This window comes from Marivita sp. NO-S04 (genome assembly GCF_059070475.1).
In genome coordinates, this window is record NZ_CM180980.1 from 3,656,623 (window position 1) to 3,678,996 (window position 22,374).

A 22,374-nucleotide genomic window follows, 5' to 3' on the forward strand; every position below is an offset into this window, starting at 1 on the left:
TGCGCCTTTTTTGCATCGTCCGAGCGGGAGCGTGTGATCCGAACATAGAACGCTACGCACGACACCGGCGCACGCAAGACTGCGCTTACACAGCAGAAAACGTCTGCATCCATCCAAGGGTCGCGTCTGTATCACCGCCTGGTTTGTATTCCGCCCCCAAGGGGCGCGACCAGCCAGCCGCAGCAATCCTTCTGAACACAAAATCGAAATTCACTTCGCCCTGATCCGGAGCCGAACGCTCTGGAACCGAGGCAAACTGGACATGACCAATCAAGGGCATCAGCGCCAGAAACCGGGTGACAACATCCCCTTCGGTGCGACCGACATGATAACAGTCGAACATTATCTTGACGCCGGGCAAATCAAGTTGACCAATCAGGTCCGCCGCCTGGCCGGTGGTCTTGAGAAAATAGCCGGGTGCATCGTGCCGGTTCAGCGGTTCGATCAAAAGCGTGATGTCCTCAGGACACTGCTTTCGTGCGTAAGCGAGGTTTTCAAGAAACGTCGCCTCTGCCGTTTGTCCTTCGGAAAAACCGGCCATGACATGGATCGCTTTAGCGTCGATCGACACGGCATAGTCGATAGCCTGATCAATCGCCGCGCGGGCTTCGGCCTCACGCCCCGGCAGTGCTGACAAACCGCTTTCCCCAGCCTTCCCGCGCACCGTGTTCAAGCCAAGCATCGACAGACCGGTTTCCTCAAGCGCCACTTTGACATCCGAAGCCAGTGTATCGTAAGGCCAGTGGCATTCAACAGCATCAAATCCCGCCGCCCGCGCGGAACGGATCGCGTCCGGCAATGCTCGATCCGTCCAGAGAAACCCAAGATTTGCTGAATACATCACCCATCCCACTCCACGTCAAATTTCTGGACAACTTCCATGACCTGCGCGTCGGTCAACGCTCTGGGCATCAAGCCACGGGTCATCATCGCAAGGCGGGCCGTATCTTCGAGTTCTTCAATAGCATTGCACGCCGCCTCCAGATCGCGCCCTGCGACGACCGGGCCATGGTTGGCCAACATGACCGCAGTCCGCTTGCCCGCAAGACCCCGAACTGCCTCGCCCATGGCAGGATCACCGGGCAGGAAGAACGGTAACAGTTTAACCCTTCCCAGCTTCATCAGACCGTACGGGGTCAAAGGCGGCAGAAAGTTGTCCGAATCCACATCGGGCATCATCGAAAGCGCAACGGAATGGCATGAATGCAGATGCACGACAGCGCCAGCCGTAGAGCGCGTTTCGTAAAAGGCGGCATGCAGTGGCATCTCCTTTGTAGGCGCATCACCGTCGATATGCCGACCCGACGGATCGAACCTGCTCAACCGACCCGGATCAAGGCGACCAAAGCTTGTCCCAGTTGGTGACACAAGCAGCCCTCCATCCGGCGTGCGTGCGGAAATGTTGCCAGTACTGCCATGGGTCAGACCTCGGTCGAACAAAGACCGGGCCAACGTACAAATCTGTTCTCGAAGGGTGGTTTCAAGGGTCATATTGCGCTCAAGGCGTCTGTGAAGAAGCTCTCGGCTCCAAAATTGCCAGACTTCAGGGTCAAGGCAAGCTGATACCCGTTGCTGACGCAGAATGTCCAAGGCACACCCGGCGCGATCTCTTTGCCGATATCGAGGCGATCCACCTCCAGTGCTTTGGTCACCGCACCGGAGGTCTCTCCGCCCGCGACAATGATACGACGAGCACCGGCATCACGGGCTGCAATCGCGCAAGCCGCGAGGGCCTCTTCGACTATCTCACCTGCACGGGTGCGGCCAAGTTCGTTTTGCGCCGCGCGCACCGCGTCCGGCTCAGCCGTGGCATAAACCAACGGAACGTGTGCCAGATCCTGAGCCACAAGCCAGTCGAGAATTGCTTGAGGCCCCTGTTTCGCCAAAGTCAAAGGGTCAATCCGATAAGCGGGCGCTCCGGTCGCCAGATACTGCGCGACCTGTGCTTTAGTCATAGCCGAGCAACTTCCCGAAAGAATGATACCGTCTGACGCAATCTCCGGCGGCTGGTTCGGCTCAAAAATCGTGTCGAAGGCATCCATCGCTTTGTAAAGGGCCGGCAAGGGCATCGCCAAGGCACTGCCCCCGGTCATCAGACGCATATCGCGGCAGGCGGTTGCGATGGCGTCGAGGTCTTGCTGCGCAACAGCATCAATCACGACATGCGCGATGCTTTGCTCTGAGAGCCGCGTCAATTCCAACAGTATGGCCTCCGGCCCCCGTGCGACGCAAAGCCGGTCGATCAGGCCGACGGACTTGGTGACCTGTGGTTCGAGAAGGCGCATCAGGTTCGAATCCCGCATAGGTGTTAGCGGGTGATCCTTCATCGGACTTTCTGCGAGAGGCTCGCGACCAACAAACAGGTTGCCCATGAACACCGACCGCCCATTTTCAGGAAAAGCCGGGCAATAGACTGTTTGATGAATGCCAAGCGCCGCCATCAGTGCCTCGGAAACAGGGCCGATATTGCCATCGGGCGTGGAGTCGAAGGTCGAACAGTACTTCCAATAGAACCGTTGTGCTCCCGCGCGCTGCAACCAGTCTAAGGCTGTGCGGCACTCCGACACTGCCTCCCGCGCCGGGAGGTTTCGGACCTTCAAGGCAATCACTTCGAACGCGGCTGTGTCGGTCGGCGGTTCTGACGGAACGCCAATGCGAAGGGACACTGGAACTCCGGAACGGGCCAACAGACCGGCGAGATCAGTCGCTCCGGTGAAATCATCAGCTATGCATCCCAATATTGTCGTCATCGCAATCGCACCTTTAGAAAAACCAAAGTCATGTGTCCTCTGTCATCCGTTTTGCTCGCGCTGCCGTAATCACTGGCAATGACAGCATTCCGACCGCACAAACAGCCAGCACAAGCGCGATGGGATGACCACTGAAGAACGCAAGAAAGCTGCCATCGGTTATGATTAAGCCCTGTCGCAGACTGATTTCGAGCGTCGGACCCAGCACCATGCCGATCACCAAGGGGGCCATTGGCATGCCTTGCCTGCGCAAGACAAACCCAAGAATACCAGCGCAGCCCATGACCATCAGGTCAAACGGATTTCCTCGCACGAAAAACACTCCGACGCTGCACAGGAGCACAATCAAAACAAGCATATAGCCCTCTCGCAAGCGCAAGAGGGGCGCTGCCCCTTTGGCAACGATCATGCCCATCGGCAAAAGCATGAGGTTGATCACAAAGAAGCCTGCGAAGATGGCGGTAATCAGGACAGGATTATCAGTCATCAGACGAATGCCCGGCGTCACACCATGCAAAGTCAAGGTGGCAAGCATCACCGCAGTGATGGCATCGCCGGGAATCCCAAGCGCCATTGTCGGCACCAAGGCGCCGCCGGTCACGGCATTGTTGGCGGACTCTGATGCGATCAGACCGTCCGGCTCGCCTTTGCCAAAATTCTTGCGATTGGGCGAAGAGCGCTGCGCCTCGGCATACGAAATGAAGGCGGCCGTGGCGGCACCTGTCCCGGGCAGGATCCCAATGCCATTTCCAATTGCGACGGATTTGGCGAGCACCTTCCAGCGACCGCGCCATGCAGACCAAGCGGGCAGGACGATGCCGGAAAAGGACACCAGATTGGTGCTTTCTTCGTGTTTCGCTGCCGCGCGGATCAATACCTCGGACAAGGCGAAGACGCCGATCACGACTGCCAGCAGATTGAACCCCGAGATCAGCTGGAATTGACCAAAGGTGAAACGCGCCTCTCCGGTGATGGGATCACCTCCGACACAACCAAGGAAAAGCCCGATGCTTCCCGCGATCAGGCCTTTGATCAACGACCCTTCGGAAACGGACACGATGCAGGTCAAACCCAGCAGGATCAGTGCAAAGGTTTCAATAGGACCGAAGTTCAGCGCCAGCTGCGCAAGTTGAGGTGCAGCCATGAGAAGTACAACCGCCGAGACAAGGCCACCAATTGTAGACGCGATGGTGCTCCATCCCAGGGCCAGGCCTGCCTCACCCCTCTGGGCCATCGGGTAACCGTCAAGGCAGGTCGCGGCAGATTGTGGCGTTCCGGGTGTGTTAATGAGGATGGCCGAAATCGAACCGCCATAGACCGACCCAGCATACACCGCGAGCAGCATCAGAATGGCTGGAGCTTGGCTCATGGTCAGGGTGAAGGGCAGGATCATCGCAACGGCGACAGTTGATCCGATCCCCGGGAGCGCTCCGAGGATAACGCCCAGCATCGTGCCAAGCACAAGCACCCCGATCCCTTCGAAGGTGAATATCAAATCGATGGCCTGTGGCAGCAGTTCGATCATGTCAGATCCTCAGAACCACCAGGTGAACGGCGATGTGGGCAATGGCAAAACAAGCAGATGATTGAAAAGCGCCACCAGCGCAGCAGGCACACCTACCCCGACAGCCAGTATTGCCAGCGGATTTCGCAAACCCAGAACGACCAGCGAAGTGATCGAGAAGGGTACAGCCGAGAGGAAGAACCCCAGGCGCGTCATTCCGTAAAGAAAGAAGAGCGTTGCCAAAGCCATAAATGACACCCGCATCAATCGCGGATGATCCGAGCTTGAACTGCTTCGCAATTCGGAAACCACATCAAGCGTGGCCACCGCGACCCAGAACCCGAGTATGATCTGGGGAAAGAACATCGGGCTGAATGCACCAAGACCGGAATAAGCCTGCCCGAAAGTCTGCGACAAAAGCGCAGCCGCGATCAGAAGCACGATCAAGGAAGTGACCCGCCGTTCTGTCACTGCACCCATTTGCCTTACCTTCACAGCTGGTTTGAAAGTGCCGGGGGCCGAACCAGCCAACCCCCGGAAAGACCTCAGAGACCTGCGGCCTCAATGATCGCCGTGTTGCCATCATACTGTGCACGATAGAACGCATCGAACTCGGCTGAGTCCCGATATTTGAGCGTGGTCTGGGTGTCCGCCGCGAATGCCGTAAACCCGTCAGATGCAACGGCTGTACCACAGGCATCGGACAGCTTTTGCACGACGTCGGCCGGCGTTTCCGCTGGTGCGAACAAACCACCCCAGAGATACAGCTCGTTCAGCGGCGGCGCGATGCCCACCTCGGTGGCTGTCGGGACATCTGGGTAGGCCGCAGACCGCTCATCCGCAAAGATTACCAACGGGGTGAAGTCACCGCGCTGCATCAGGATCTCTGTATCGCCAAAGAACTGGATCGTGCCGGCAGCCATCGCCTGCAAAGCTGGACCCGAGCCCTGAAACGGAAGATGCTTGATCTTGTCAATCACGCCCAGGCCCTCGAACGCAGCCACCGTTGTGAGATGCGTCATGGCGCCCGGACCCGATGATCCAAACAGGTACTTACCGGGTTCGGCTTCGATCGCAGTTTTGGCATCCTCGATCGTTTCAATGCCGTTGCCCTTGTTCGTGAACAACATGGTGGGGGATGCGGCGACCGAGCAGATTGGCTCCCAACTGTCGATGCCGTAGGGCACATCCTTGATCTGCGGCTGCACCGTTGCAACTGTGACAGACCAATAGCCAAGCTGATATCCGGAGGGACGCTGTCCCGCCAAAGCAGCGGCAGCCACAGTGCCAGATCCGCCTGCCATGTTCGACACGAACACGTCACCGCCAACCGCTTCTGCAAAATGAGATGCAAAACCGCGCACCAACAAGTCTGTGCCCCCACCGGCATTGAATGGCACCACGATGTTGATGGGTCGTTCCGGAAATTCCTGTGCCGCGACGGGTGCCGCAGCCAAGAAAGTCAAAGCCAACGCATTGACGATTTTTGTAGTCAGTTTCATGTCAGTCCTCCCGATTGATCTTTCAGTGACTCAAGCCACAGCACGGCGTGTGCCCCAGCTCAGTCTTGTTTGTTTGGCAGCGTCACACCGGCATTTTCTGCGTAAACCTTGGTGACGGCTGCATCATCTTCCGCGCCGAGACCCATTTCGACGGCAGCCATGTATTGCGACAGAGCGGCACGGGCGATTGGGGCATCAAAGCCGACGGATGACGCGACTTCCAAAACGATGCCTAGGTCCTTGGGCCAGATGTTGATTTGGCTTTTGGGGCTGTAATCACCAGCCACCACATGCGGCGCGCGGTTTTCAAGCATCCAGCTTGATCCGGCACATTTGCTGATGACGTTAAGGAACTGATCCGGGGCAATCCCCTGAGTCATTCCGAATGTCAGCGCTTCGGCCATGGTTGCGATGTGAACACCCGCCAAAAGCTGGTTGACCGCCTTCATGGCCGAACCCGGACCTGCCGTTGCCCCGAGTGTGAACACAGTTTCAGCGCAAGCATCCAGAACCGGCGCGGCCGCGTCAAACGCCACTGCGGTGCCCGACGCCATGATCGTCAACTTGCCTTGTGAAGCCTTCAACGCACCGCCTGAAATCGGTGCATCAAGGTAGTGTACGCCGTGGTCTGCGCACAGGGCCTCCATCCTGCAGGCAAATTCTGGAGCAACGGTGACACAGGAAAGGACGATAGCACCGGACGACAAGGTCGGCACAATGCCTTCATCGCCGAACAGAACGGCTTCGGCCTGCGCCGCGTTCAGGACAACCACGACCACAGCATCCAGATCGCGCGGCAGGTTGCCTGGCTCACCTCCCTCGGCCTTAAGGCGCTCAACAGCTTCAGGATTTATGTCCACACCCCAAACCTGGTGCCCATCGCGCAGACAGGAAAGCGCCATCCCGTATCCCATGGAGCCAAGTCCAACGACGGCAGTCTTCAAGACGCGTGTCATGGTGTTCCCCCCTGACCACCAAACGGCCCTCAACAAAGTGGGCCCATATGTTTACGTAAACATCACGCAATATATCGATGTTTACGTAAACACTTGTCAAGAACATTCTTTTCAGTGCAATTTAAACCCATAAGAATATGGCCGTCAGGAGGCCGGTGCAGTGACAGGCAAAGTCGATTCGCGACCAACAATGGACGACGTCGCGATCGAGGCAGGCGTGAGCCAGATGACCGTGTCGCGTGTAATGCGCGGAACCGGCCAAACATCAGAGCAAGTCCGCCACCGCGTTGAACAAGCCGCGCGCAAATTGGGGTACGTCCCTAACCGACTTGCCACTTCGCTTCGGGACGAAACCACCCCTTTGATCGCGGTCGTTCTGCCGACGCTTGGGAACCGCGTGTTTTCGGAAGTTCTGGATGGCATCACCGCCACTCTGTCTGGCCGTGGCTTGCAGCCGGTGTTCGGAGTAACGGAATATTCTGAAGCCACAGAAGAGGAACTCGTCCGCGATCTGCTGTCATGGCGCCCGCAAGGTATAATCCTGCCGGGACTGGAACACTCCGACGCAACACGCACCGCCATCCGCGCGGCAGGAGTCCGTGTTGTCGAAGTGATGGACATTGATGGCGATCCGATCTCCATCGCGTTCGGGCTGTCTCAATATGCAGCAGGTCAGGCAACTGCTCGATATATGTTAACAAAGGGTTATCGTCGGTTCGGCTATATCGGCAGTCAGGGCGCCCGCGACTTGCGGGCAGTCAAACGCTTCAATGGCTTCCGGGACGCTGTCCGCGACAGCGGTGGACAGATTTTGGTCGAGCATGTCTCGGACGGACCCTCGTCGATGATTGAGGGGCGTCGCGCCACCGCGACAGTGTTGTCCGCGCCCGACAGACCGGAAGCGATCTATTATTCGAATGATGATTTGGCGGCAGGCGGTATCATGCATTGCCTGAGCCACGGGGTGGCAATGCCGACAGACGTGGCACTGGCCGGATTTAACGGGCTGCCGTTCCTCGAAGCATTGCCCATTCAACTCACAACGGTGGAAACGCCCCGGCTCGAGATGGGAATCCGCGCTGCCCAGCATTTGATTGACGACCACGACACGTCAGAAGTGCCACGCGTCATTGATCTTGGATTTCACCTGATCCCCGGACAGACGAGCTAAGCAGCTCTCGCCGTCTTGGCGGTTTAACAGTCCATACATCCATCCGGATCGTATCGGCCTGCGCCACAGCCCAAAAAGAATGCCGCGCCCAAGGGCGCGACATGTCCTTCAAAAAGCTGAACTTTGCTTGGTCGGCTCTACCGTGAGCAAAACACGCCCCCTCAATTGGGCGACCATCCAATACACATCAAACTGCGGCTTTACCCGACAACGACGCTCAATGAGCCCAACCCGTCGATCGACAGTTCCATCTTGTCACCTTTGACGACCGGACCCACGCCAGACGGGGTACCCGAGAGAATGACGTCACCGGGGGCAAGTTCAAAATACTCGGACAAGTACGAAATCATTTCCGGCACTTTCCAGATCATCTGGTTCAGGTCACCTTCCTGACGCACTTCATCGTTGACCTTGAGTTCAACACGACCCTGATCGAGATGCCCCACTTCTTCCACCGTGTGAATCGGCCCACAGGGCGCGGACTGCTCGAACGCCTTACCGATCTCCCAAGGGCGTCCCGTCTTCTTAGCGATTCCCTGCAAGTCACGCCGCGTCATATCAAGCGCGAGACCGTAGCCGAACACATGGTCCAGGGCCGAGGAAACCGGGATGTTTGTTCCACCCGTTTTCAACGCCACAAGCATCTCTGCCTCGTGGTGCACATCCGACGTGTGCGGCGGGTACGGGAAGGTGTCAGACGTGGTCAGATTGTTAGGGTTTTTCTGAAAGAAGAACGGATCTTCCCGGTCCGGATCATGACCCATCTCAATGGCGTGCGCCGCGTAGTTGCGACCGATGCAGTAAATCCGGCGGACCGGGAACAACGTATCCTGCCCGGCCACGGGAAGTGCCACGACAGGCGGTGTTTCGATTGCGTATTGGGTCATGCAGTTCTCCGGAATTTTTATTGGCTTAGGGTGGACTAGCTCAGCGCGATACGTAAATCAATTCTCGACCAACTCTCGAATTGCAAGAAAAATCATTGATTGATCGCCCAATTTAGGCTTAGCCTCGACTCAAACCGCCATCAATGGCGGAAATTGGTTGACCAATATGAGGGCCAATTCATGCTGATGAACTCTGTCACGGTGGATACAGATGACGTGGTGTCAAAGCTGCGGTCCTATATCGCCGAGGGCGGGTACAAGCCAGGGGACCGGCTCGAATCAGAGCGTGATCTGATCGTGCGACTGGATGTGACCCGCGCACGCTTGCGCAAAGCTCTGGATGCCTTGGAACATGAAGGCGCGATCTGGCGGCATGTCGGCAAGGGCACGTTTATCGCATCGCCAAATGTCACGTCTGGCCCCAGCAATCTTAAGCTGCTCAGCCAGCAAGTCACGCCTGTGCAACTGATGCGCGCCCGCCTGTCGCTGGAGCCTGCCATCGCACGTGAAGCTGCCCTGCACGCGTCGGAAGAGGCTGTTCGACACTTGAAGCACTCCCGCGACCTGGCAACCGAAGCGCCGAACTGGGACGAGTACGAGGCGCAGGATGACAACTTCCACCGTGTTCTGGCCGAAGCCACGGACAACGTACTTTTGCTGTCGCTGTTTGACCACTTGAACGCTGTACGGCGTGCTGTGGCGTGGAACATGGTGGTCCGCAGTTCCGACAGACCTTCGCGCACCCATTCGAGCTTCGCTGAACATGACGCCATCGTGGCAGCCATCGAAGCACGCGATCCAAAGGCGGCCCAAGATGCAATGCGCGCGCATCTTGGCTCAGTCTCCGCACGCCTGTTCGGGGAGGTTTGACAGAAAAAAGCACAAATCGCGGGGCATCAAGAACAACAACACCCGCAAAGACGACGATCAACACGATCTCAGGGAGGAGACACATGTTTCGTTTTATCAAGGCAGCCGCAGTTGCGGCACTCGTACTGCCCGCAGCCATCGGCCTTAGCGCCGGTCCGGCACAGGCCGAGAAAATCCGTATCGCACTTGCGGAAACACCATCCGATGAACTCGCGGCGTTCTTCGTCGCACTGGACCGGGCCAAGGCGAATGGCTTGGATTATGAATGGACGGCGTTCTCGGACGAAGAGCTGGCGATCCAATCTGTACTGAGCGGTCAGATGGATATCGGTTTCGGCACGCCCTACGCAGCCATGCAGCGCTCTAAAGCGCCGCTGCGGATCATCTTTCAGCTGTCAAAGCTCAAGTTCTTCCCAGTGACGACCCAGAAATACAATTCGCTGGAAGACATGAACGGTGAGCCAATCCTGCTGCACTCGCGAGGTGGCGGCACCGACTCGATTGCAAACGTGATCGAAGAACGGGTTGGTATTACTTTCGGCGAACGGTCCTATGTTCCCGGTTCGTCAAATCGGGTTGCCGCCCTTCTGGGCGGACGCGCAGATGCCACCATCATCGACCTGTCCAACAAGAACAAATTGATGCGCAGTGCTGCGGGTGCCGACTTCAACGTTCTCGAAATGTTTGAAGTCGATGCGAGCGATGAGGCCCTGTTTGGCAACCTGAACTGGATTCAGGAAAACGAAGGAGACGTGTCGATCTTTGTGAACGCCCTGGTCAGTGTCTGGCAGGACATGGCCAAAGACCCGACGATCATCCGTCGCGAAACCAACCCCGACGGACCCATTGGTCAACTCCCGGCAGAAATCCTCGCAGAACTCGACGGGTTCTATGCGGATGCGGTCGAAGGTGGACTTTATGATCCAAACGGTGGCGGTCGCAAAGCCGCGCAGGCCGATATGGAGTGGTACTCTGCTGCAGGCCAGCTCGAAGGCACACCGGACGAGTTGAACATCGAAGACTTCTGGTATCTCGCCCCACTTGACGCCGCGATGAACTAAGCTTTTTGCACTGCCGCTGCGCGGGATGCCCGCGCAGCGGCTTTTTCTCATTGCAGTCCGAAAGATCCCGCCACATGCCAAACCGCGCCCTGCTTCTCAAACTGCTTTCTGCCGTGATCCTGTTCGGCGCGTGGGAAATCGCGGGCCGTGTGCCCGTCAGTTTCGCATTCCCGACCTTTCTCGAATCCATGAGCGCGCTGCTGTCGATGACGCTTGATGGCACAATCTTCGATGCCTACGCCGAAACGCTGAAACCGCTTGCTATTGGGGTCGCCATATCGGCAGTTCTTGGCATCGCCATTGGTCTCTGGGTCGGGTTAAGCAAGACATTCGACTGGCTGTTCTCGCCGATCTTCATCGTGATGCAGGCGGCCCCTTTGGCAGCGCTGATCCCGTTGTTGGTTTTGGCCTACGGCATCGGTCTGACGTCCAAAGTGCTGGTCGTCTGCATCATGGCGATGCCTGTAATAGTGCTGAACACCAGCGGTGCGGTTCGCAACACACCTGAATCTTTCAAGGAAATGGGACGGTCGTTCCTCGCATCCGAAACGTCCATCATCCTGCGCATAATTATTCCCGCCGCTTCGCCGGTGATCTTTGCCGGTTTGCGGTTGGGCATTTCCGCCGGTTTCATCGGCGCGATCCTATCCGAGCTGAAAATCACACCCACGGGCGTTGGGGACATCATCACCTACAGCCGCTCTATCGCGGACTACCCCAGCATGTACGCCGCCATCTTCTCGATCATCCTGCTCGCAGTTCTGTTCCTGAACCTGCTCGAAAAGATCGAGGTCACTCTCTTCAAAGGAAATCAACGTGGCTATGTCTCAGATTAAGGAACCGCTTACGCCGACACCGGCTGCCGAGTTCGAAAGCGCGGTTTCCGCACGAAATATCTCAAAGAACTACGGTGACGTGCAAGCGCTTCAGAATATGTCGCTTGAATTTCCGCGCGGGCAGTTGACATCGCTTTTGGGCCCATCTGGCTGCGGCAAGACCACGTTGCTCAAGATCATTGCAGGCCTGCTGGAACCAACCTCAGGTGAAGTCGAAGTGAACGGCAAACGCGTCACCGGCCCTGGTCCCGACCGTGCCTTCGTGTTCCAGGATTTCGCGCTGCTGCCTTGGGCCACTGTTCTGCGCAACGTGGCATTCGGGCTTGAGATGCGCGGTGTCGCTGCATCCGAGCGAGAGGCACGCGCCGAGAAATACATCAAGGAAGTCGGCCTTGCCGGGTTCGAACACAGCTATCCGCACGAACTGTCCGGCGGCATGCGTCAACGCGTGGGCCTTGCCCGTGCCTTGGCCGTGGATGCACAAGTGTTGCTGATGGACGAGCCGTTCTCGGCCGTTGACGAACAGACTCGCCGCAAGTTTCAGGAAGACTTGCTGCAATTGGTGCAGAATGAAAACAAGACGTTCATCTTCGTAACCCACTCGATCGAAGAAGCGGTCTATGTGTCGGACCAGATTGCCATTCTGCTTCCGCGACCCAGCCGAGTGTCCGAGATAATCCGCCCGTCCAGATTCCGGAACAAAGGCGTCGACAACATTCGCCGCGACCCGGAATACCTTGATATCGTAGATGAGATCTGGGCGTCGCTCAGAACCTACGTGGAATGAGGCGGTCATCATGACACTGTTCGGATACCGCCTTCCTGGAATGTCGTCACTCCTGCTCTGGGGTCTCCTTTGGGAGATCGTGGGTCAGGCCGGGCTGACATTCTTCATACCACCACTGAGCGAAGTTCTTGGCACGCTGTTCGAAATCCTTGGAACTGCAGCGTTTCAGAAAGCGCTGTTCGAGACCGCCTATGCGTTCCTTGCAGGTGTGTTTTTTGCCATCGTGATCGGCATCCCCACAGGTATCCTAATGGGCAAGAGCCGCCTTCTGGATGAATTGCTACTGCCTTGGGTCAACGTGTTCCTAAGCGCACCTCTGACAGCGCTCGTTCCGGTGCTGATGGTGTTGTTCGGTTTCGGCATGAAGTCGATCATCATCACCACCACGTTGTTCGCGATCTGGATCATCATACTGAACTCCCGCGCCGGAGTGCGTCAAATCAATCGCTCACTGGTGGAAATGGCACACAGTTTTGGCGCGTCGCCTACTGATGCGTTCTTCAAGATCTATTTCTGGGCCGCGCTGCCCGAAATTCTGGGCGGTGTGCGCATTGGAGTCATCCGAGCGGTCAAAGGTGTGATCATCGGCCAGTTGCTGATCTCCATCGTGGGCTTTGGTGCGTTGTTCGAACTCTATTCGGCCAACTTCCTGATGGGACACTTCTGGGCGGTTCTGATCGTGCTCTTCGCGCTGGCGTTCACGATCTCGGAATTCCTTGCCTACCTTGAACGGCGCGTCTCCTACTACGCGGCCAAGCGGTGATCGGCATGGAGGCAACAAACGCGTGAGCCATCTGACCCTGACACTGGCAACATGGGACCATGATCGCGTGATGGCATTGCATGACCGGCGCGTCACGGTGCCCGGCGTCACGCTCGAAAGCCATATTCACCCGACCTCCAAGCTGTTCCCTTGGGCGGTTCAAGAGGCGCGGTTTGACATAACCGAGATGTCAGTATCCAGCTACGTTTTGCAACTGTCGCGTGGCGGGTCGGATTACACGGCAATCCCTGCCTTTGTCAGCCGGGCGTTCCGACACAGCGGGTTCTTTGCCCGCGCTGGTTCCGGAATCGATAGCCCGGCTGATTTCGCGGGTCGCAAGATTGGCGTGCCGGAATACCAAATGACCGCCGCTCTTTGGATGCGGGGCATTCTGGCGGATGAATACGGCGTCGCTTGCGACGACATTCATTGGCGTACAGGCGCGCTGGACGAAGGCGTGCGGCGCGAACGGCTGGAACTGGCGCTGCCCGAAGGCATGGTGGTCGAACCGATCACAGAAGGTGACACACTTCAGGACATGCTGCTGCGCGGTGAGATTGACGGGCTCTTGGCCCCCAAGCCACCACAGGCGTTTCTGGAAGGAAATCCAGATCTTGTCCGACTGATCCCTGACTTCGAAGCGGCAGAACAGTCCTATCACGCCAAAACCGGATTCTTTCCCATCATGCACCTGATCGGCATCCGCAAAAGCGTGGCCGAGCAATACCCCGACCTACCCCGCGCGCTCTATGATGCGTTCGTTCAATCCCGCGACCTCGCGATGGCGCAGCTCCGGTCCATCTGGCTTGGCAACGCCAATCGCATGACCCTGCCCTGGCTCAATTCCGCGATGGAACGGACGCTGGCCAGCATGGGCCCCGATTACTGGAGCTATGGTTGCAAAGCCAACATGGCCGAGATCGACGCGATCTGCCGCTATTCGTTAGATCAGCACCTCGCTGCCGGACCGGTTGCGCCGGAGTCCCTTTTCCACCCTTCGGTTCTGGATACCTGAGATGATGGAGATGTGGCACGCAGGATTGGGATGGCCGACAGCAAGCGCGTTGCTGGCCGTCAGTTTTGCGAGCTCCTTCATCACCATCGCCTTCGGCATCGGTGGTGGTGCGGTGATGTTGGCGGTTCTGGCGACCCTATTGCCTGCCGCTGCCATCGTCCCTGTCCACGGATTGGTGCAACTTGGTTCCAACGCAGGGCGTGCTGCAATCATGACCCGTTATATGCGTTTTGACCTTCTTGGGCCTTTCGCCATTGGCGCGTTGATCGGCATCGTTCTCGGCGGGTCTCTTGTGGTGCAGCTCGAGGCAGGCTGGATCCAGATTGGTGTCGGTCTTTTCATCCTGTGGTCAGTCATTGCCAAACCACCCGCCTTTTTGAAGAGGTCGGGCGTAATCACCGGCATGTTTTCGAGCTTTCTGACGATGTTCTTTGGCGGCACCGGACCGTTCGTGGCAACCTATGTCAAAGCGCAGGACCTTGATCGTCATGCCCATGTCGCCACCCATGCGATGTTTATGACCCTGCAACACCTGCTAAAGACCGTGGCCTTTGGCATTCTGGGTTTTGCTTTCAGCATCTGGGCTGGGCTGATCATCCTGCTGATTGTCGCTGGCGTGCTGGGCACGCTGGCAGGGCGTGTGATGCTGGCCAAGATCGACGACCGTCGGTTCAGGATCATTCTGAACATCATTCTGACCTTGCTTGCGGCCCGGCTGATCTATGCCGGGGCTGTCGACATCTTTTTCACGGAGGCACCACAACTGCCGACAGGAGGACGTGACTAACCTGCAAAGACACTGCGCGATCTTTGCGGGAGACCATCATCAGCGCGTGCGAACTTGAACATGAAAACGGGAGGAAACCATGTCCATGAAACCAACGATCACCCGCCGCGCCCTGCTGGGAACAGGCGCCGCTGCTGCAACGCTCACGCTGGCCACACCCGGCCTCTTGCGCGCCAGCACTTTCCCCGAGCGAAATTTCAGCGTCTACATCCCCACCGCTGAAGGCGGCGGTGCAGACCGCAACTTCCGCGCATTCTCGAGCGTCTGGAAAACCCGCCTTGGCGTTGAGTTTGAACCCAGCTTCTATCCGGGCGCGTCAGGTCGTGTGGGCTATGAGATTTACATGGGCAAGGCCGAGCCAGATGCCTACAATCTTCTCTTCGGCAATATCGGCCCGGAGGTTCTGAACTGGGCCATGCAAGAGCCAAGCTTTGACATCAACGACTACATCTATTTCGGTCAGGTCGATAAAGACCCGTGCTGCCTGTTCGTCGGTGCTGAAAGCCCGCTGCAGACGATGGATGACATCATCGCCGCGTCCAAGACCCGCAAGCTGAACGTCGGCACCAGTCGTATGGCGCACCCGGCTTCGATCGGATTGCTGGCTCTCGGGGACAAATTGGGTATCGAATTCAACCTGATCCCGCTGCAGGGCGGCAAGGGTACCGTGGCCGGTGCGGTGACCGGAGAGGTTGATTTCTCGGTCCTGACATCAGGTTCGGTGATCGCAGCCGGCGACGCGGTGAAAACGCTGCTGGTCTTCGGCAACAACATCGTCGGTGAAGCGCTCGACAATGCACCGAGCATCAACGACGCCTACGACATGGACTTGCCGGAAATGCTTTCGACCCGCGCATTCGGAATCCACAAGAAAGCAGTGGACGACTATCCAGACCGCTTCGAGGTGCTGACCCGCACCTTCAAGGAAACGCACGAAGACCCGGCCCTGATGGAGGCGTACATCGCGTCCAAGGGACAGCCCGAATACCTTGTCTACGCGGGGGTCGAGGAATGCGAAGCCGAAAAGGCAGCAATGCTTGAACTGGGTGCGCGCTACAAATCGCTACTCAGCGGCGCGTAACACCTGCCACCCGGGTCGGCAGCGCACACGCTGCTGCCGATCCGTTCCCGGACCTCATTCCGCAGACAGGACGCAGACATCATGTCATCCGAGCATCACAAACCACCGCGCCAGATTGGTGGAGAGCTTGTTATCCCCATCCTCGCGGTGGGATTCACAATCTATTTCTTCTCGACAATCTGGAACTCTCCTTGGACAGCTCAGGTCAGTGCCTTCATGATTGGCGGCATCCTTTTGCTTGTTTGCGCAATTTTCTTCATTCGCTGCGCGATCTGGCTCAGCCAAGGCGAAGGCACACTTGGGTTCAGCAACCTGTTCACAATGGACGACATCCGCACCGGGAGGATTGGCCTGTTGGTCACGACCATCGGCTATGTTGCCTTGATCGACGGACTGGGCTTCACCCTGACCACATTCCTGTTTCTGGCGGTGAGCATGCTGATCCTCGCCAAAGGCAGGAACGCGGCGTTCATCACGATGATTTCGGCGGCAATGGCGCTGACCGGGTGGGCGGTGTTCATATGGGCGTTTGACACACGATTTCCACGCGGCTGGTTCGAAACCACAATGAAGGCGGTGCTGGCCAATGGATAGCAGCACAGCCTCCATCCTGGTCGAAGTGTTCTTTGAAACCATCGGCTACTGGTACATCATCATCCCGACGATTTTTCTTGGCCTGATAGTCGGTGGAATTCCCGGTTTTTCGGCGGCCAACACGATCATCATCCTGATGCCTCTTACCCTCGCCCTTGATCTGCAATCCGGTCTGATCTTCATGATCTCGCTTTATTGCGCGGCACGCATGGGCGCGGGCATTCCCGCAATCCTCGTCAACATCCCCGGCACGGCGGGCGCTGCTGCGACACCGCTTGACGGCTATCCCATGGCCAAGCAGGGCAAGGGACAGCAGGCGCTTGCGATTTCCTTCGTCGCGTCCTGCATCGGAGGTCTCTTGACCACGATCATCGCTTTGGCAGCCATGCCAATCCTCGCGCGGGTCGGGTTCTATATGCACTCGGTCGAGATGATCGTGGTCATGCTCTTCGGCATTTCCCTGATCGCGTCGATTGCGGCACAGGACATGGTCAAGGGCCTGATCGCGGGTTTTCTGGGCCTCATGATCGGGTCCATCGGCACCGACGTGGTCTACGCGACACCGCGTGGCACCTTTGGGTTCCTCGAACTCTATGACGGCGTGCCGCTGATCCCGGCCCTTGTCGGCCTCTTTGCCGTGTCCGAAGCCTTTGTCATCATCGAAAAGCGCGTGATCGTGAACCATGACGGTGAACCCAAGGCCCCCAACTGGGGCGACACGTTCGAAGGTGTAAAGATCGCACTCAGCCGCTGGGTGCACATCGTCTGGACCTCGATCATCGGTCTGGTGATCGGCGTGATCCCCGGTGCGGGTGCGTCCATTGCCAGCTTTGTGGCCTACCAACAATCGCGCAGCTTTTCCAAAACGCCCGAGCTTTATGGCACCGGCCACCCCGAAGGCCTGATCGCACCTGAATCCGCCAACAATGGCGTCACCTCCGGCACGCTGGTGCCGCTGCTCGTGCTGGGCATTCCCGGTGGGGCGACGGCTGCAATCATGCTTGTGGTGATGCAGTTTCACGGTGTCAGCTTTGGCCCGTCGCTGTTCGAGAACCAGCCCAAGGTCGGTTACGGCATGTTCATGGCGATGGCGGTCAGCTATGTGATCATGTTCCTGACGATCCTTCCGCTCAGCCGCTACATGAGCCATGTCACGACGATCCCGACAATCTACCTCGCCCCCATGATCATCGCCTTCACGCTGGTCGGCGGCTTTGTTCCGCGCGAATACATGTTCGACATGTACCTCGCGCTGGCCTTCGGTGTGCTGGGCTACATCGCGCGGCGCACCGGCTACCACGTCGCCGCAATCCTGATCGGGGTCATTCTAGGGCCGCTTCTGGAAAAGTATTTCCTGTGGTCGCTCAAGAAATCGGACGGTGACATCATGGTCCTGTTCTCGTCCACGCTGGGCAACATCCTCTGGGTGGCCTTCGCACTGTCCATCATCCTGCCCATTGTCTTCGGCATGCGGCGCAAACGCAAACTCGAGGTGCCTGCAGAATGAAACGCGAAGTCGAATACGAGCTGTCCCGCAACATCCGGCGGCTGGGCCATTTGGAAATCGAAGGCGGCGGCGAAGTCGTGGTACGCGACGGCTATGCTTACGTCGGCCACATGAAGCCCCCTATGGGTACCTCAATCATCGACGTGTCGGACCCCGCCAATCCCAAGGTGGTGTCCCATGTCACCCCACCCGATGAGTGGTCGCACACGCACAAGGTCAAGGTGGTCGGTGATCTGATGATCACCAATGTCGAAATGGACCGCCGTCATTTCCTGCGCAAAGGTGACAAGATTGCAGGTCTTCGCGCCGAAGGGCTATCGGACGACCAGATCGCAGAGAGGCTGTCGGTCAAGCTGTCGGATATCCCGGTCCTCGAAGAGGCTTTGGCACGAGGCTACCACAGCGGCGGGTTCCGCGTCTGGGACATCTCGGACAAGACCGCGCCCAAGCTGCTGTCCTACGTCAAGACACACGGTTTCGGCGTGCATCGCTTCGATATGGACGCGAACTACGCCTATATCTCGACTGAGATGGAGGGGTATGTCGGCAACATCCTTGTCATCTATGACCTGTCTGATCCCACCAACCCGACCGAAGTATCGCGTTGGCATATGCCGGGGCAGCACGTGGCCAATGGCGAAACCCCTACAGGTGTAGGCTACAGCCACCGCCTGCACCACGCCATGCGCTGCGGCGATGAGCTTTGGGCAGCGGTCTGGCATGCCGGGTTTCGGGTGCTGGACGCCAGCGACATTACCAAGCCGACGGTCAAAGGCAGTTACCGTTTTCCTGCTGCAATTCCCGAACCGACCCACACGGTCATGCCTCTGGAACAGTTGATCAACGGCAAACGCTATGCCGTCGTGATCGACGAGGAACATGACCACAAGCCCGGTCGCCTGCACGGCTTCATCTGGATCATGGATGTGACCGATCTGAACAACATGGAGCCGGTCGCGGCATGGGATCTGTCCGAACGGTTCTGTCCCTGGGTCGGGGAAGAGGGCGTGCGTTTTGGCGGGCATCAGTTCCGGGAAAAACTGGATAGCACTCTGATCTATGCCACGTGGTTCGCAGGCGGGCTGCGGGTTCTGGACGTGGCCGATCCCACCCTGCCCGTCGAAGTGGCGCATTTCATGGAACCCGGCCCCACCGGCGCGCCGCCGCAATCAAACGACGTCGATGTAGATGACAATGGCTTAATCTACGTCCTCGACCGCAACCGTGGCCTCGACATTCTGGAGATGACGCTATGAGCGATCCTGATCTGCTGCCCCCCAGCGTCGATCCCAACACCAAGGCGCTGGGTATCCGACGCGTCAGCGCCCGCAACGAGGCATCGACCCGGTCCGTGATGATGGTGCGCGATCACATCGTCATCACCGACGAGAAAGAAAGCAACACCGGACCGACGCCGCTGGAAATGACGCTGTCGTCGCTGTTGGGTTGCGAAGGCGTCATCATCAACCGCTGCGCCGAGGCGATGCAGTTTGTCTATACCGCAGTCGATATGGAGGCCGATGGCGAAGTCGATCAGCGCGGCAGTCGTGGCGTTCAGGGCGTGCGGCCCTATTTCAACTGGGTCAAGCTGCGCATCCGCGTCCATACCGAAGAAACGCAGGATCGGTTCGACCGCCTCACCCGCAACGTCGAATACCGCTGCCCGGTGATGAACCTGTTCAAATCAGCGGATGTGGACGTTCAAATCACATGGGAGCGTGTCACGCCGTGAACCTGAGGCTGAAGATCAACGGAATACAGCATGACATCAGGTCAGACCCAGACACCCCGCTGGTCTATGTCCTGCGGGATGAGCTGAAACTGAAAGGCACGAAACTGGGCTGCGGTCTCGAACAATGCGGAGCCTGTGCAGTGATGGTCGATGGGAAGGCTGTGCTGTCCTGCGTGACGCCGGTCGAGGTGTTCGACGGTCAAGAGATCACCACGATCGAGGGTATTTCCGAAACGGAAGTCGGCAAGCGCGTACAACAGGCGTTCATTGCACAAACCGCCGCGCAATGCGGCTACTGCACCTCTGGTCTTGTGGTTGCCGCAACCGCACTATTGTCCAAAAGCCCTAAGCCAGACGACGCGACGACCAAGGCCGCGCTGACCCCACACCTTTGTCGCTGCGGATCTCACCCACGCGTGCTTAGGGCTATCAAAGAGGCCATCGCAGAATGAGCCTTGATGCGTATCCACTTGTCTCGGATTGGATCACCATGGACGGCGACCGCCTACTGGTCCACACCGGCAAGGTCGATATTGGGCAACGTATTTCGAACGCGCTCTTGCGGATTGTGCAAGAGGAACTGACGGTGCCTCTGTCGCTTGTGGAGATCGCGACAGTCCGCACCGGAACTGCACCGGACGAAGGGATCACCTCGGGCAGCAACTCCATCGAACAATCTGGCCGTGCCGTAGCTTCTGCCTCTGCGACCCTTCGCAAGCATCTACTTGATGCGGCTATGGTCCAACATGGCGGTGATCTTGCTGAATGGTTGCTTGTAGATGGCTATGTGCAGCGGGCGGGCACCAATCTACGCCTTGCGCTGACTGATCTTGCCCGCGACCTACCCTCGAATCTGCCCGTTGATCCCACCCTGCGCCGACATGTTCCTGAAAGCGCTCCAGCCCCGACGATGCGCGGCATCACCGAGATGGTCGCAGGTCGGTTCACCTATATACATGACCTTGACATACCTGGAATGTGGCACGCCCGCCGCGTCAGCCCACCGCACGCCAAAGCGACGCTTCGCGATATCGATCAGACTTCACTTGACCAGATGAAAGCAAAAGGGCTGCACATCATCCGTGATGGCAGCTTCCTTGCCGTAACTGGCCCACGCGAGTGGGATGTGGTCAAAGCATCCACCAGCCTGGGTCTTGCCTGCTCTTGGGATATGGGCGGCGGCTTGCCTGAAACCGACGTTTTCGCGCAATTCACCACTGAAAACGCTCAGCGCTTCCCGGTGATCAGCGGCACACCACAAAAAGCCCCCGTGCCCGACCGGCTGCCCACACCCGACCTCAGCGCCCGGTTCGAACGCCCTTACCAAATGCATGGCGCATTAGCGCCTTCGGCCGCTTTGGCGGAATGGACGGACAATCGCCTTTTCCTGAAAAGTCACAGCCAAGGCATCTATCCACTACGCGAGGCGATTGCCGACAGTCTTGGCCTGACACCCGAGCAGGTCGAGATCACTTATGTTCCCGGCTCTGGCTGTTACGGCCACAACGGTGCCGACGACGCGGCATTTGAGGCTGCACTGATCGCGATGGCGCATCCTCACACGCCGATCTTGTTCAAATGGTCGCGCGAGGATGAACACGCATGGGAGCCTTATGCTCCGGCGATGGCTGTTCAGGTCGATGCGACCTTGAACAACGGCCGGATCACTGCGCTGTCCGCCGAAGCCTTCAGCGACACGCATCGAGGCCGCCCGCGCCCCGGCCCCAACCGCGCCGGTCCCGCGAAGCTTCTGGCGAACCGGTTCCGCGCCGATGCGCTCGCGCCTTACGTATCGCCACCGAATATGGGAAACCATGCCGGGATGCATCGGAACCTTGATCCAATCTACGACATTGCGGAAACCCGTCTGGTCAAGAACCTTGTCCAAGGTCTGCCTCACCGCACCTCCGCGATGCGTTGCCTTGGCGCTGTCACCAATATCTTTGCACTGGAAAGCACGATGGACGAGGCCGCGCATTCTGCCGGGATGGACCCGATCTCTTTCCGCCGCGCCCATCTTAACGACACCCGCACCGTAGCCCTGCTGGACGCATTGGAGCGCCGCCTATCAGCCCTGCCGCCGCTGGCCGAAGAGATGGGACGCGGCATCGCCTATGCCCAGTACAAGAATGTCATGACCCGAGTTGGCATCGCCGTTGACTTGACCGTGACCGACACCGCCGAAGTGAAACTTCATCGCGTCACACTTGTTGCCGATGCAGGCCGCGTGATTGACCCGGACGGACTGACGGCGCAGCTTGAAGGTGGTGTCATGCAAGCGGCAAGCTGGGCACTCTGCGAAGAGGTCACATGGGACCGTGACGGCATCACCTCACGCGATTGGGACAGCTACCCGGTGATCCGCTTCGACAATGTACCGATCATCGACACTCACCTGCTCGGCAACACTTCAGATCCGTCCGTCGGTGTCGGGGAGGCGTCGCCAGGCCCCACTGTAGCAGCGATCGCCAACGCTATCCGAAATTGCACAGGCCTTCGGCTGCAGCGCATGCCGTTCACAGCAGATGCTTTACGAAGAGCCGCTCTTGAAGGATGAGAAGGCAGAGGGGC

Annotated in this window: 23 protein-coding genes; 15 read left to right on the forward strand and 8 right to left on the reverse strand. The window is 58.1% G+C overall.

From position 1 onward, the window contains the following. Positions 1 to 85 precede the first annotated feature (85 nt). The 7 genes from ACK3EW_RS18525 to ltnD form a co-directional block, all read right to left on the reverse strand. The gene (locus tag ACK3EW_RS18525; RefSeq protein ID WP_493807334.1) at positions 86 to 844 is read right to left on the reverse strand and encodes a hydroxypyruvate isomerase family protein; all 759 of its coding nucleotides are present in this window, start codon (positions 842 to 844) and stop codon (positions 86 to 88) included. Next, positions 841 to 1,491: a 3-oxo-tetronate 4-phosphate decarboxylase gene (otnC, locus tag ACK3EW_RS18530; RefSeq protein ID WP_493807335.1), complete on the reverse strand. Its 651-nt coding sequence runs from the start codon at positions 1,489 to 1,491 to the stop codon at positions 841 to 843. The genes ACK3EW_RS18525 and otnC overlap by 4 nt, the downstream gene beginning before the upstream one ends. After that, complete coding sequence (gene otnK, locus ACK3EW_RS18535; RefSeq protein ID WP_493807336.1) at positions 1,488 to 2,750, reverse strand: 3-oxo-tetronate kinase; 1,263 nt, start codon at positions 2,748 to 2,750, stop codon at positions 1,488 to 1,490. The genes otnC and otnK overlap by 4 nt, the downstream gene beginning before the upstream one ends. A gap of 28 nt (positions 2,751 to 2,778) precedes the next feature. Then, positions 2,779 to 4,275, reverse strand: coding sequence for a tripartite tricarboxylate transporter permease (locus ACK3EW_RS18540; protein ID WP_493807337.1), 1,497 nt, complete (start codon positions 4,273 to 4,275; stop codon positions 2,779 to 2,781). A 9-nt stretch (positions 4,276 to 4,284) separates the two neighbouring features. Next, positions 4,285 to 4,734, reverse strand: a complete 450-nt coding sequence (locus tag ACK3EW_RS18545) for a tripartite tricarboxylate transporter TctB family protein (RefSeq protein WP_493807338.1) — start codon at positions 4,732 to 4,734, stop codon at positions 4,285 to 4,287. 65 nt (positions 4,735 to 4,799) lie between these two features. After that, a complete protein-coding gene (locus ACK3EW_RS18550) occupies positions 4,800 to 5,756 on the reverse strand; it encodes a tripartite tricarboxylate transporter substrate binding protein (RefSeq protein WP_439120148.1) in 957 nt (318 codons plus the stop codon). A 59-nt stretch (positions 5,757 to 5,815) separates the two neighbouring features. After that, positions 5,816 to 6,712, reverse strand: a complete 897-nt coding sequence (gene ltnD, locus ACK3EW_RS18555; protein WP_493807339.1) for an L-threonate dehydrogenase — start codon at positions 6,710 to 6,712, stop codon at positions 5,816 to 5,818. A gap of 160 nt (positions 6,713 to 6,872) precedes the next feature. Between ltnD and ACK3EW_RS18560 the strand changes: the two genes are divergently transcribed. Then, a complete protein-coding gene (locus ACK3EW_RS18560; RefSeq protein ID WP_493807340.1) occupies positions 6,873 to 7,883 on the forward strand; it encodes a LacI family DNA-binding transcriptional regulator in 1,011 nt (336 codons plus the stop codon). A gap of 200 nt (positions 7,884 to 8,083) precedes the next feature. Here ACK3EW_RS18560 and ACK3EW_RS18565 read toward each other — a convergent pair whose 3' ends face one another. Then, a complete protein-coding gene (locus ACK3EW_RS18565; protein ID WP_493807341.1) occupies positions 8,084 to 8,770 on the reverse strand; it encodes a fumarylacetoacetate hydrolase family protein in 687 nt (228 codons plus the stop codon). A 180-nt stretch (positions 8,771 to 8,950) separates the two neighbouring features. On the opposite strand from ACK3EW_RS18565, the gene ACK3EW_RS18570 reads away from it, so the two are divergent. The 14 genes from ACK3EW_RS18570 (at position 8,951) to ACK3EW_RS18635 (ending at position 22,360) form a co-directional block, all read left to right on the forward strand. Then, positions 8,951 to 9,640 (forward strand): FadR/GntR family transcriptional regulator, encoded by a 690-nt coding sequence (locus tag ACK3EW_RS18570; RefSeq protein ID WP_493807342.1) that lies wholly within the window; start codon positions 8,951 to 8,953, stop codon positions 9,638 to 9,640. Between the two features lie 83 nt (positions 9,641 to 9,723). Next, positions 9,724 to 10,701, forward strand: coding sequence for an ABC transporter substrate-binding protein (locus tag ACK3EW_RS18575; RefSeq protein ID WP_493807343.1), 978 nt, complete (start codon positions 9,724 to 9,726; stop codon positions 10,699 to 10,701). Between the two features lie 74 nt (positions 10,702 to 10,775). Further along, positions 10,776 to 11,537, forward strand: a complete 762-nt coding sequence (locus tag ACK3EW_RS18580; protein WP_085627571.1) for an ABC transporter permease — start codon at positions 10,776 to 10,778, stop codon at positions 11,535 to 11,537. Beyond that, positions 11,524 to 12,324: an ABC transporter ATP-binding protein gene (locus tag ACK3EW_RS18585; RefSeq protein ID WP_493807344.1), complete on the forward strand. Its 801-nt coding sequence runs from the start codon at positions 11,524 to 11,526 to the stop codon at positions 12,322 to 12,324. Before ACK3EW_RS18580 ends, ACK3EW_RS18585 begins: the two co-directional genes overlap by 14 nt. Before the next feature lie 10 nt (positions 12,325 to 12,334). After that, positions 12,335 to 13,087 carry an ABC transporter permease gene (locus ACK3EW_RS18590; protein ID WP_085627569.1) on the forward strand — a complete coding sequence of 251 codons (753 nt, stop codon included), beginning with the start codon at positions 12,335 to 12,337 and terminating at the stop codon, positions 13,085 to 13,087. A 22-nt stretch (positions 13,088 to 13,109) separates the two neighbouring features. Next, a complete protein-coding gene (locus ACK3EW_RS18595) occupies positions 13,110 to 14,102 on the forward strand; it encodes a substrate-binding domain-containing protein (RefSeq protein WP_493807345.1) in 993 nt (330 codons plus the stop codon). A gap of 1 nt (position 14,103) precedes the next feature. Beyond that, complete coding sequence (locus ACK3EW_RS18600; RefSeq protein WP_493807346.1) at positions 14,104 to 14,889, forward strand: sulfite exporter TauE/SafE family protein; 786 nt, start codon at positions 14,104 to 14,106, stop codon at positions 14,887 to 14,889. Positions 14,890 to 14,968: 79 nt separating this feature from the next. Next, positions 14,969 to 15,970 (forward strand): tripartite tricarboxylate transporter substrate-binding protein, encoded by a 1,002-nt coding sequence (locus ACK3EW_RS18605; protein ID WP_493807347.1) that lies wholly within the window; start codon positions 14,969 to 14,971, stop codon positions 15,968 to 15,970. Positions 15,971 to 16,051: 81 nt separating this feature from the next. Next, positions 16,052 to 16,564 (forward strand): tripartite tricarboxylate transporter TctB family protein, encoded by a 513-nt coding sequence (locus ACK3EW_RS18610; protein ID WP_493807348.1) that lies wholly within the window; start codon positions 16,052 to 16,054, stop codon positions 16,562 to 16,564. Next, positions 16,557 to 18,071 carry a tripartite tricarboxylate transporter permease gene (locus ACK3EW_RS18615; RefSeq protein ID WP_493807349.1) on the forward strand — a complete coding sequence of 505 codons (1,515 nt, stop codon included), beginning with the start codon at positions 16,557 to 16,559 and terminating at the stop codon, positions 18,069 to 18,071. The genes ACK3EW_RS18610 and ACK3EW_RS18615 overlap by 8 nt, the downstream gene beginning before the upstream one ends. Continuing rightward, complete coding sequence (locus ACK3EW_RS18620) at positions 18,068 to 19,327, forward strand: LVIVD repeat-containing protein (protein WP_493807350.1); 1,260 nt, start codon at positions 18,068 to 18,070, stop codon at positions 19,325 to 19,327. The genes ACK3EW_RS18615 and ACK3EW_RS18620 overlap by 4 nt, the downstream gene beginning before the upstream one ends. Continuing rightward, the gene (locus ACK3EW_RS18625; protein ID WP_493807351.1) at positions 19,324 to 19,803 is read left to right on the forward strand and encodes an OsmC family protein; all 480 of its coding nucleotides are present in this window, start codon (positions 19,324 to 19,326) and stop codon (positions 19,801 to 19,803) included. The genes ACK3EW_RS18620 and ACK3EW_RS18625 overlap by 4 nt, the downstream gene beginning before the upstream one ends. Next, complete coding sequence (locus ACK3EW_RS18630) at positions 19,800 to 20,255, forward strand: (2Fe-2S)-binding protein (protein WP_493807352.1); 456 nt, start codon at positions 19,800 to 19,802, stop codon at positions 20,253 to 20,255. Before ACK3EW_RS18625 ends, ACK3EW_RS18630 begins: the two co-directional genes overlap by 4 nt. Next, entirely contained in the window at positions 20,252 to 22,360 is a 2,109-nt protein-coding gene (locus tag ACK3EW_RS18635; protein ID WP_493807353.1) for a molybdopterin cofactor-binding domain-containing protein, read from the forward strand. The genes ACK3EW_RS18630 and ACK3EW_RS18635 overlap by 4 nt, the downstream gene beginning before the upstream one ends. Positions 22,361 to 22,374: the final 14 nt, after the last annotated feature.

Bases quoted from the DNA above. Each gene is read 5' to 3' on its own strand.
- ltnD (WP_493807339.1), bottom strand. From the start codon at position 6,712: ATGACACGCGTCTTGAAGACTGCCGTCGTTGGACTTGGCTCCATGGGA.
- ACK3EW_RS18615 (WP_493807349.1), top strand. From the start codon at position 16,557: ATGGATAGCAGCACAGCCTCCATCCTGGTCGAAGTGTTCTTTGAAACC.
- ACK3EW_RS18575 (WP_493807343.1), top strand. From the start codon at position 9,724: ATGTTTCGTTTTATCAAGGCAGCCGCAGTTGCGGCACTCGTACTGCCC.
- ACK3EW_RS18635 (WP_493807353.1), top strand. From the start codon at position 20,252: ATGAGCCTTGATGCGTATCCACTTGTCTCGGATTGGATCACCATGGAC.
- ACK3EW_RS18625 (WP_493807351.1), top strand. From the start codon at position 19,324: ATGAGCGATCCTGATCTGCTGCCCCCCAGCGTCGATCCCAACACCAAG.
- ACK3EW_RS18540 (WP_493807337.1), bottom strand. From the start codon at position 4,275: ATGATCGAACTGCTGCCACAGGCCATCGATTTGATATTCACCTTCGAA.
- otnC (WP_493807335.1), bottom strand. From the start codon at position 1,491: ATGACCCTTGAAACCACCCTTCGAGAACAGATTTGTACGTTGGCCCGG.
- ACK3EW_RS18620 (WP_493807350.1), top strand. From the start codon at position 18,068: ATGAAACGCGAAGTCGAATACGAGCTGTCCCGCAACATCCGGCGGCTG.
- ACK3EW_RS18545 (WP_493807338.1), bottom strand. From the start codon at position 4,734: ATGGGTGCAGTGACAGAACGGCGGGTCACTTCCTTGATCGTGCTTCTG.
- ACK3EW_RS18585 (WP_493807344.1), top strand. From the start codon at position 11,524: ATGTCTCAGATTAAGGAACCGCTTACGCCGACACCGGCTGCCGAGTTC.
- ACK3EW_RS18565 (WP_493807341.1), bottom strand. From the start codon at position 8,770: ATGACCCAATACGCAATCGAAACACCGCCTGTCGTGGCACTTCCCGTG.
- otnK (WP_493807336.1), bottom strand. From the start codon at position 2,750: ATGACGACAATATTGGGATGCATAGCTGATGATTTCACCGGAGCGACT.
- ACK3EW_RS18580 (WP_085627571.1), top strand. From the start codon at position 10,776: ATGCCAAACCGCGCCCTGCTTCTCAAACTGCTTTCTGCCGTGATCCTG.
- ACK3EW_RS18600 (WP_493807346.1), top strand. From the start codon at position 14,104: ATGATGGAGATGTGGCACGCAGGATTGGGATGGCCGACAGCAAGCGCG.
- ACK3EW_RS18590 (WP_085627569.1), top strand. From the start codon at position 12,335: ATGACACTGTTCGGATACCGCCTTCCTGGAATGTCGTCACTCCTGCTC.
- ACK3EW_RS18570 (WP_493807342.1), top strand. From the start codon at position 8,951: ATGCTGATGAACTCTGTCACGGTGGATACAGATGACGTGGTGTCAAAG.
- ACK3EW_RS18610 (WP_493807348.1), top strand. From the start codon at position 16,052: ATGTCATCCGAGCATCACAAACCACCGCGCCAGATTGGTGGAGAGCTT.
- ACK3EW_RS18550 (WP_439120148.1), bottom strand. From the start codon at position 5,756: ATGAAACTGACTACAAAAATCGTCAATGCGTTGGCTTTGACTTTCTTG.
- ACK3EW_RS18605 (WP_493807347.1), top strand. From the start codon at position 14,969: ATGTCCATGAAACCAACGATCACCCGCCGCGCCCTGCTGGGAACAGGC.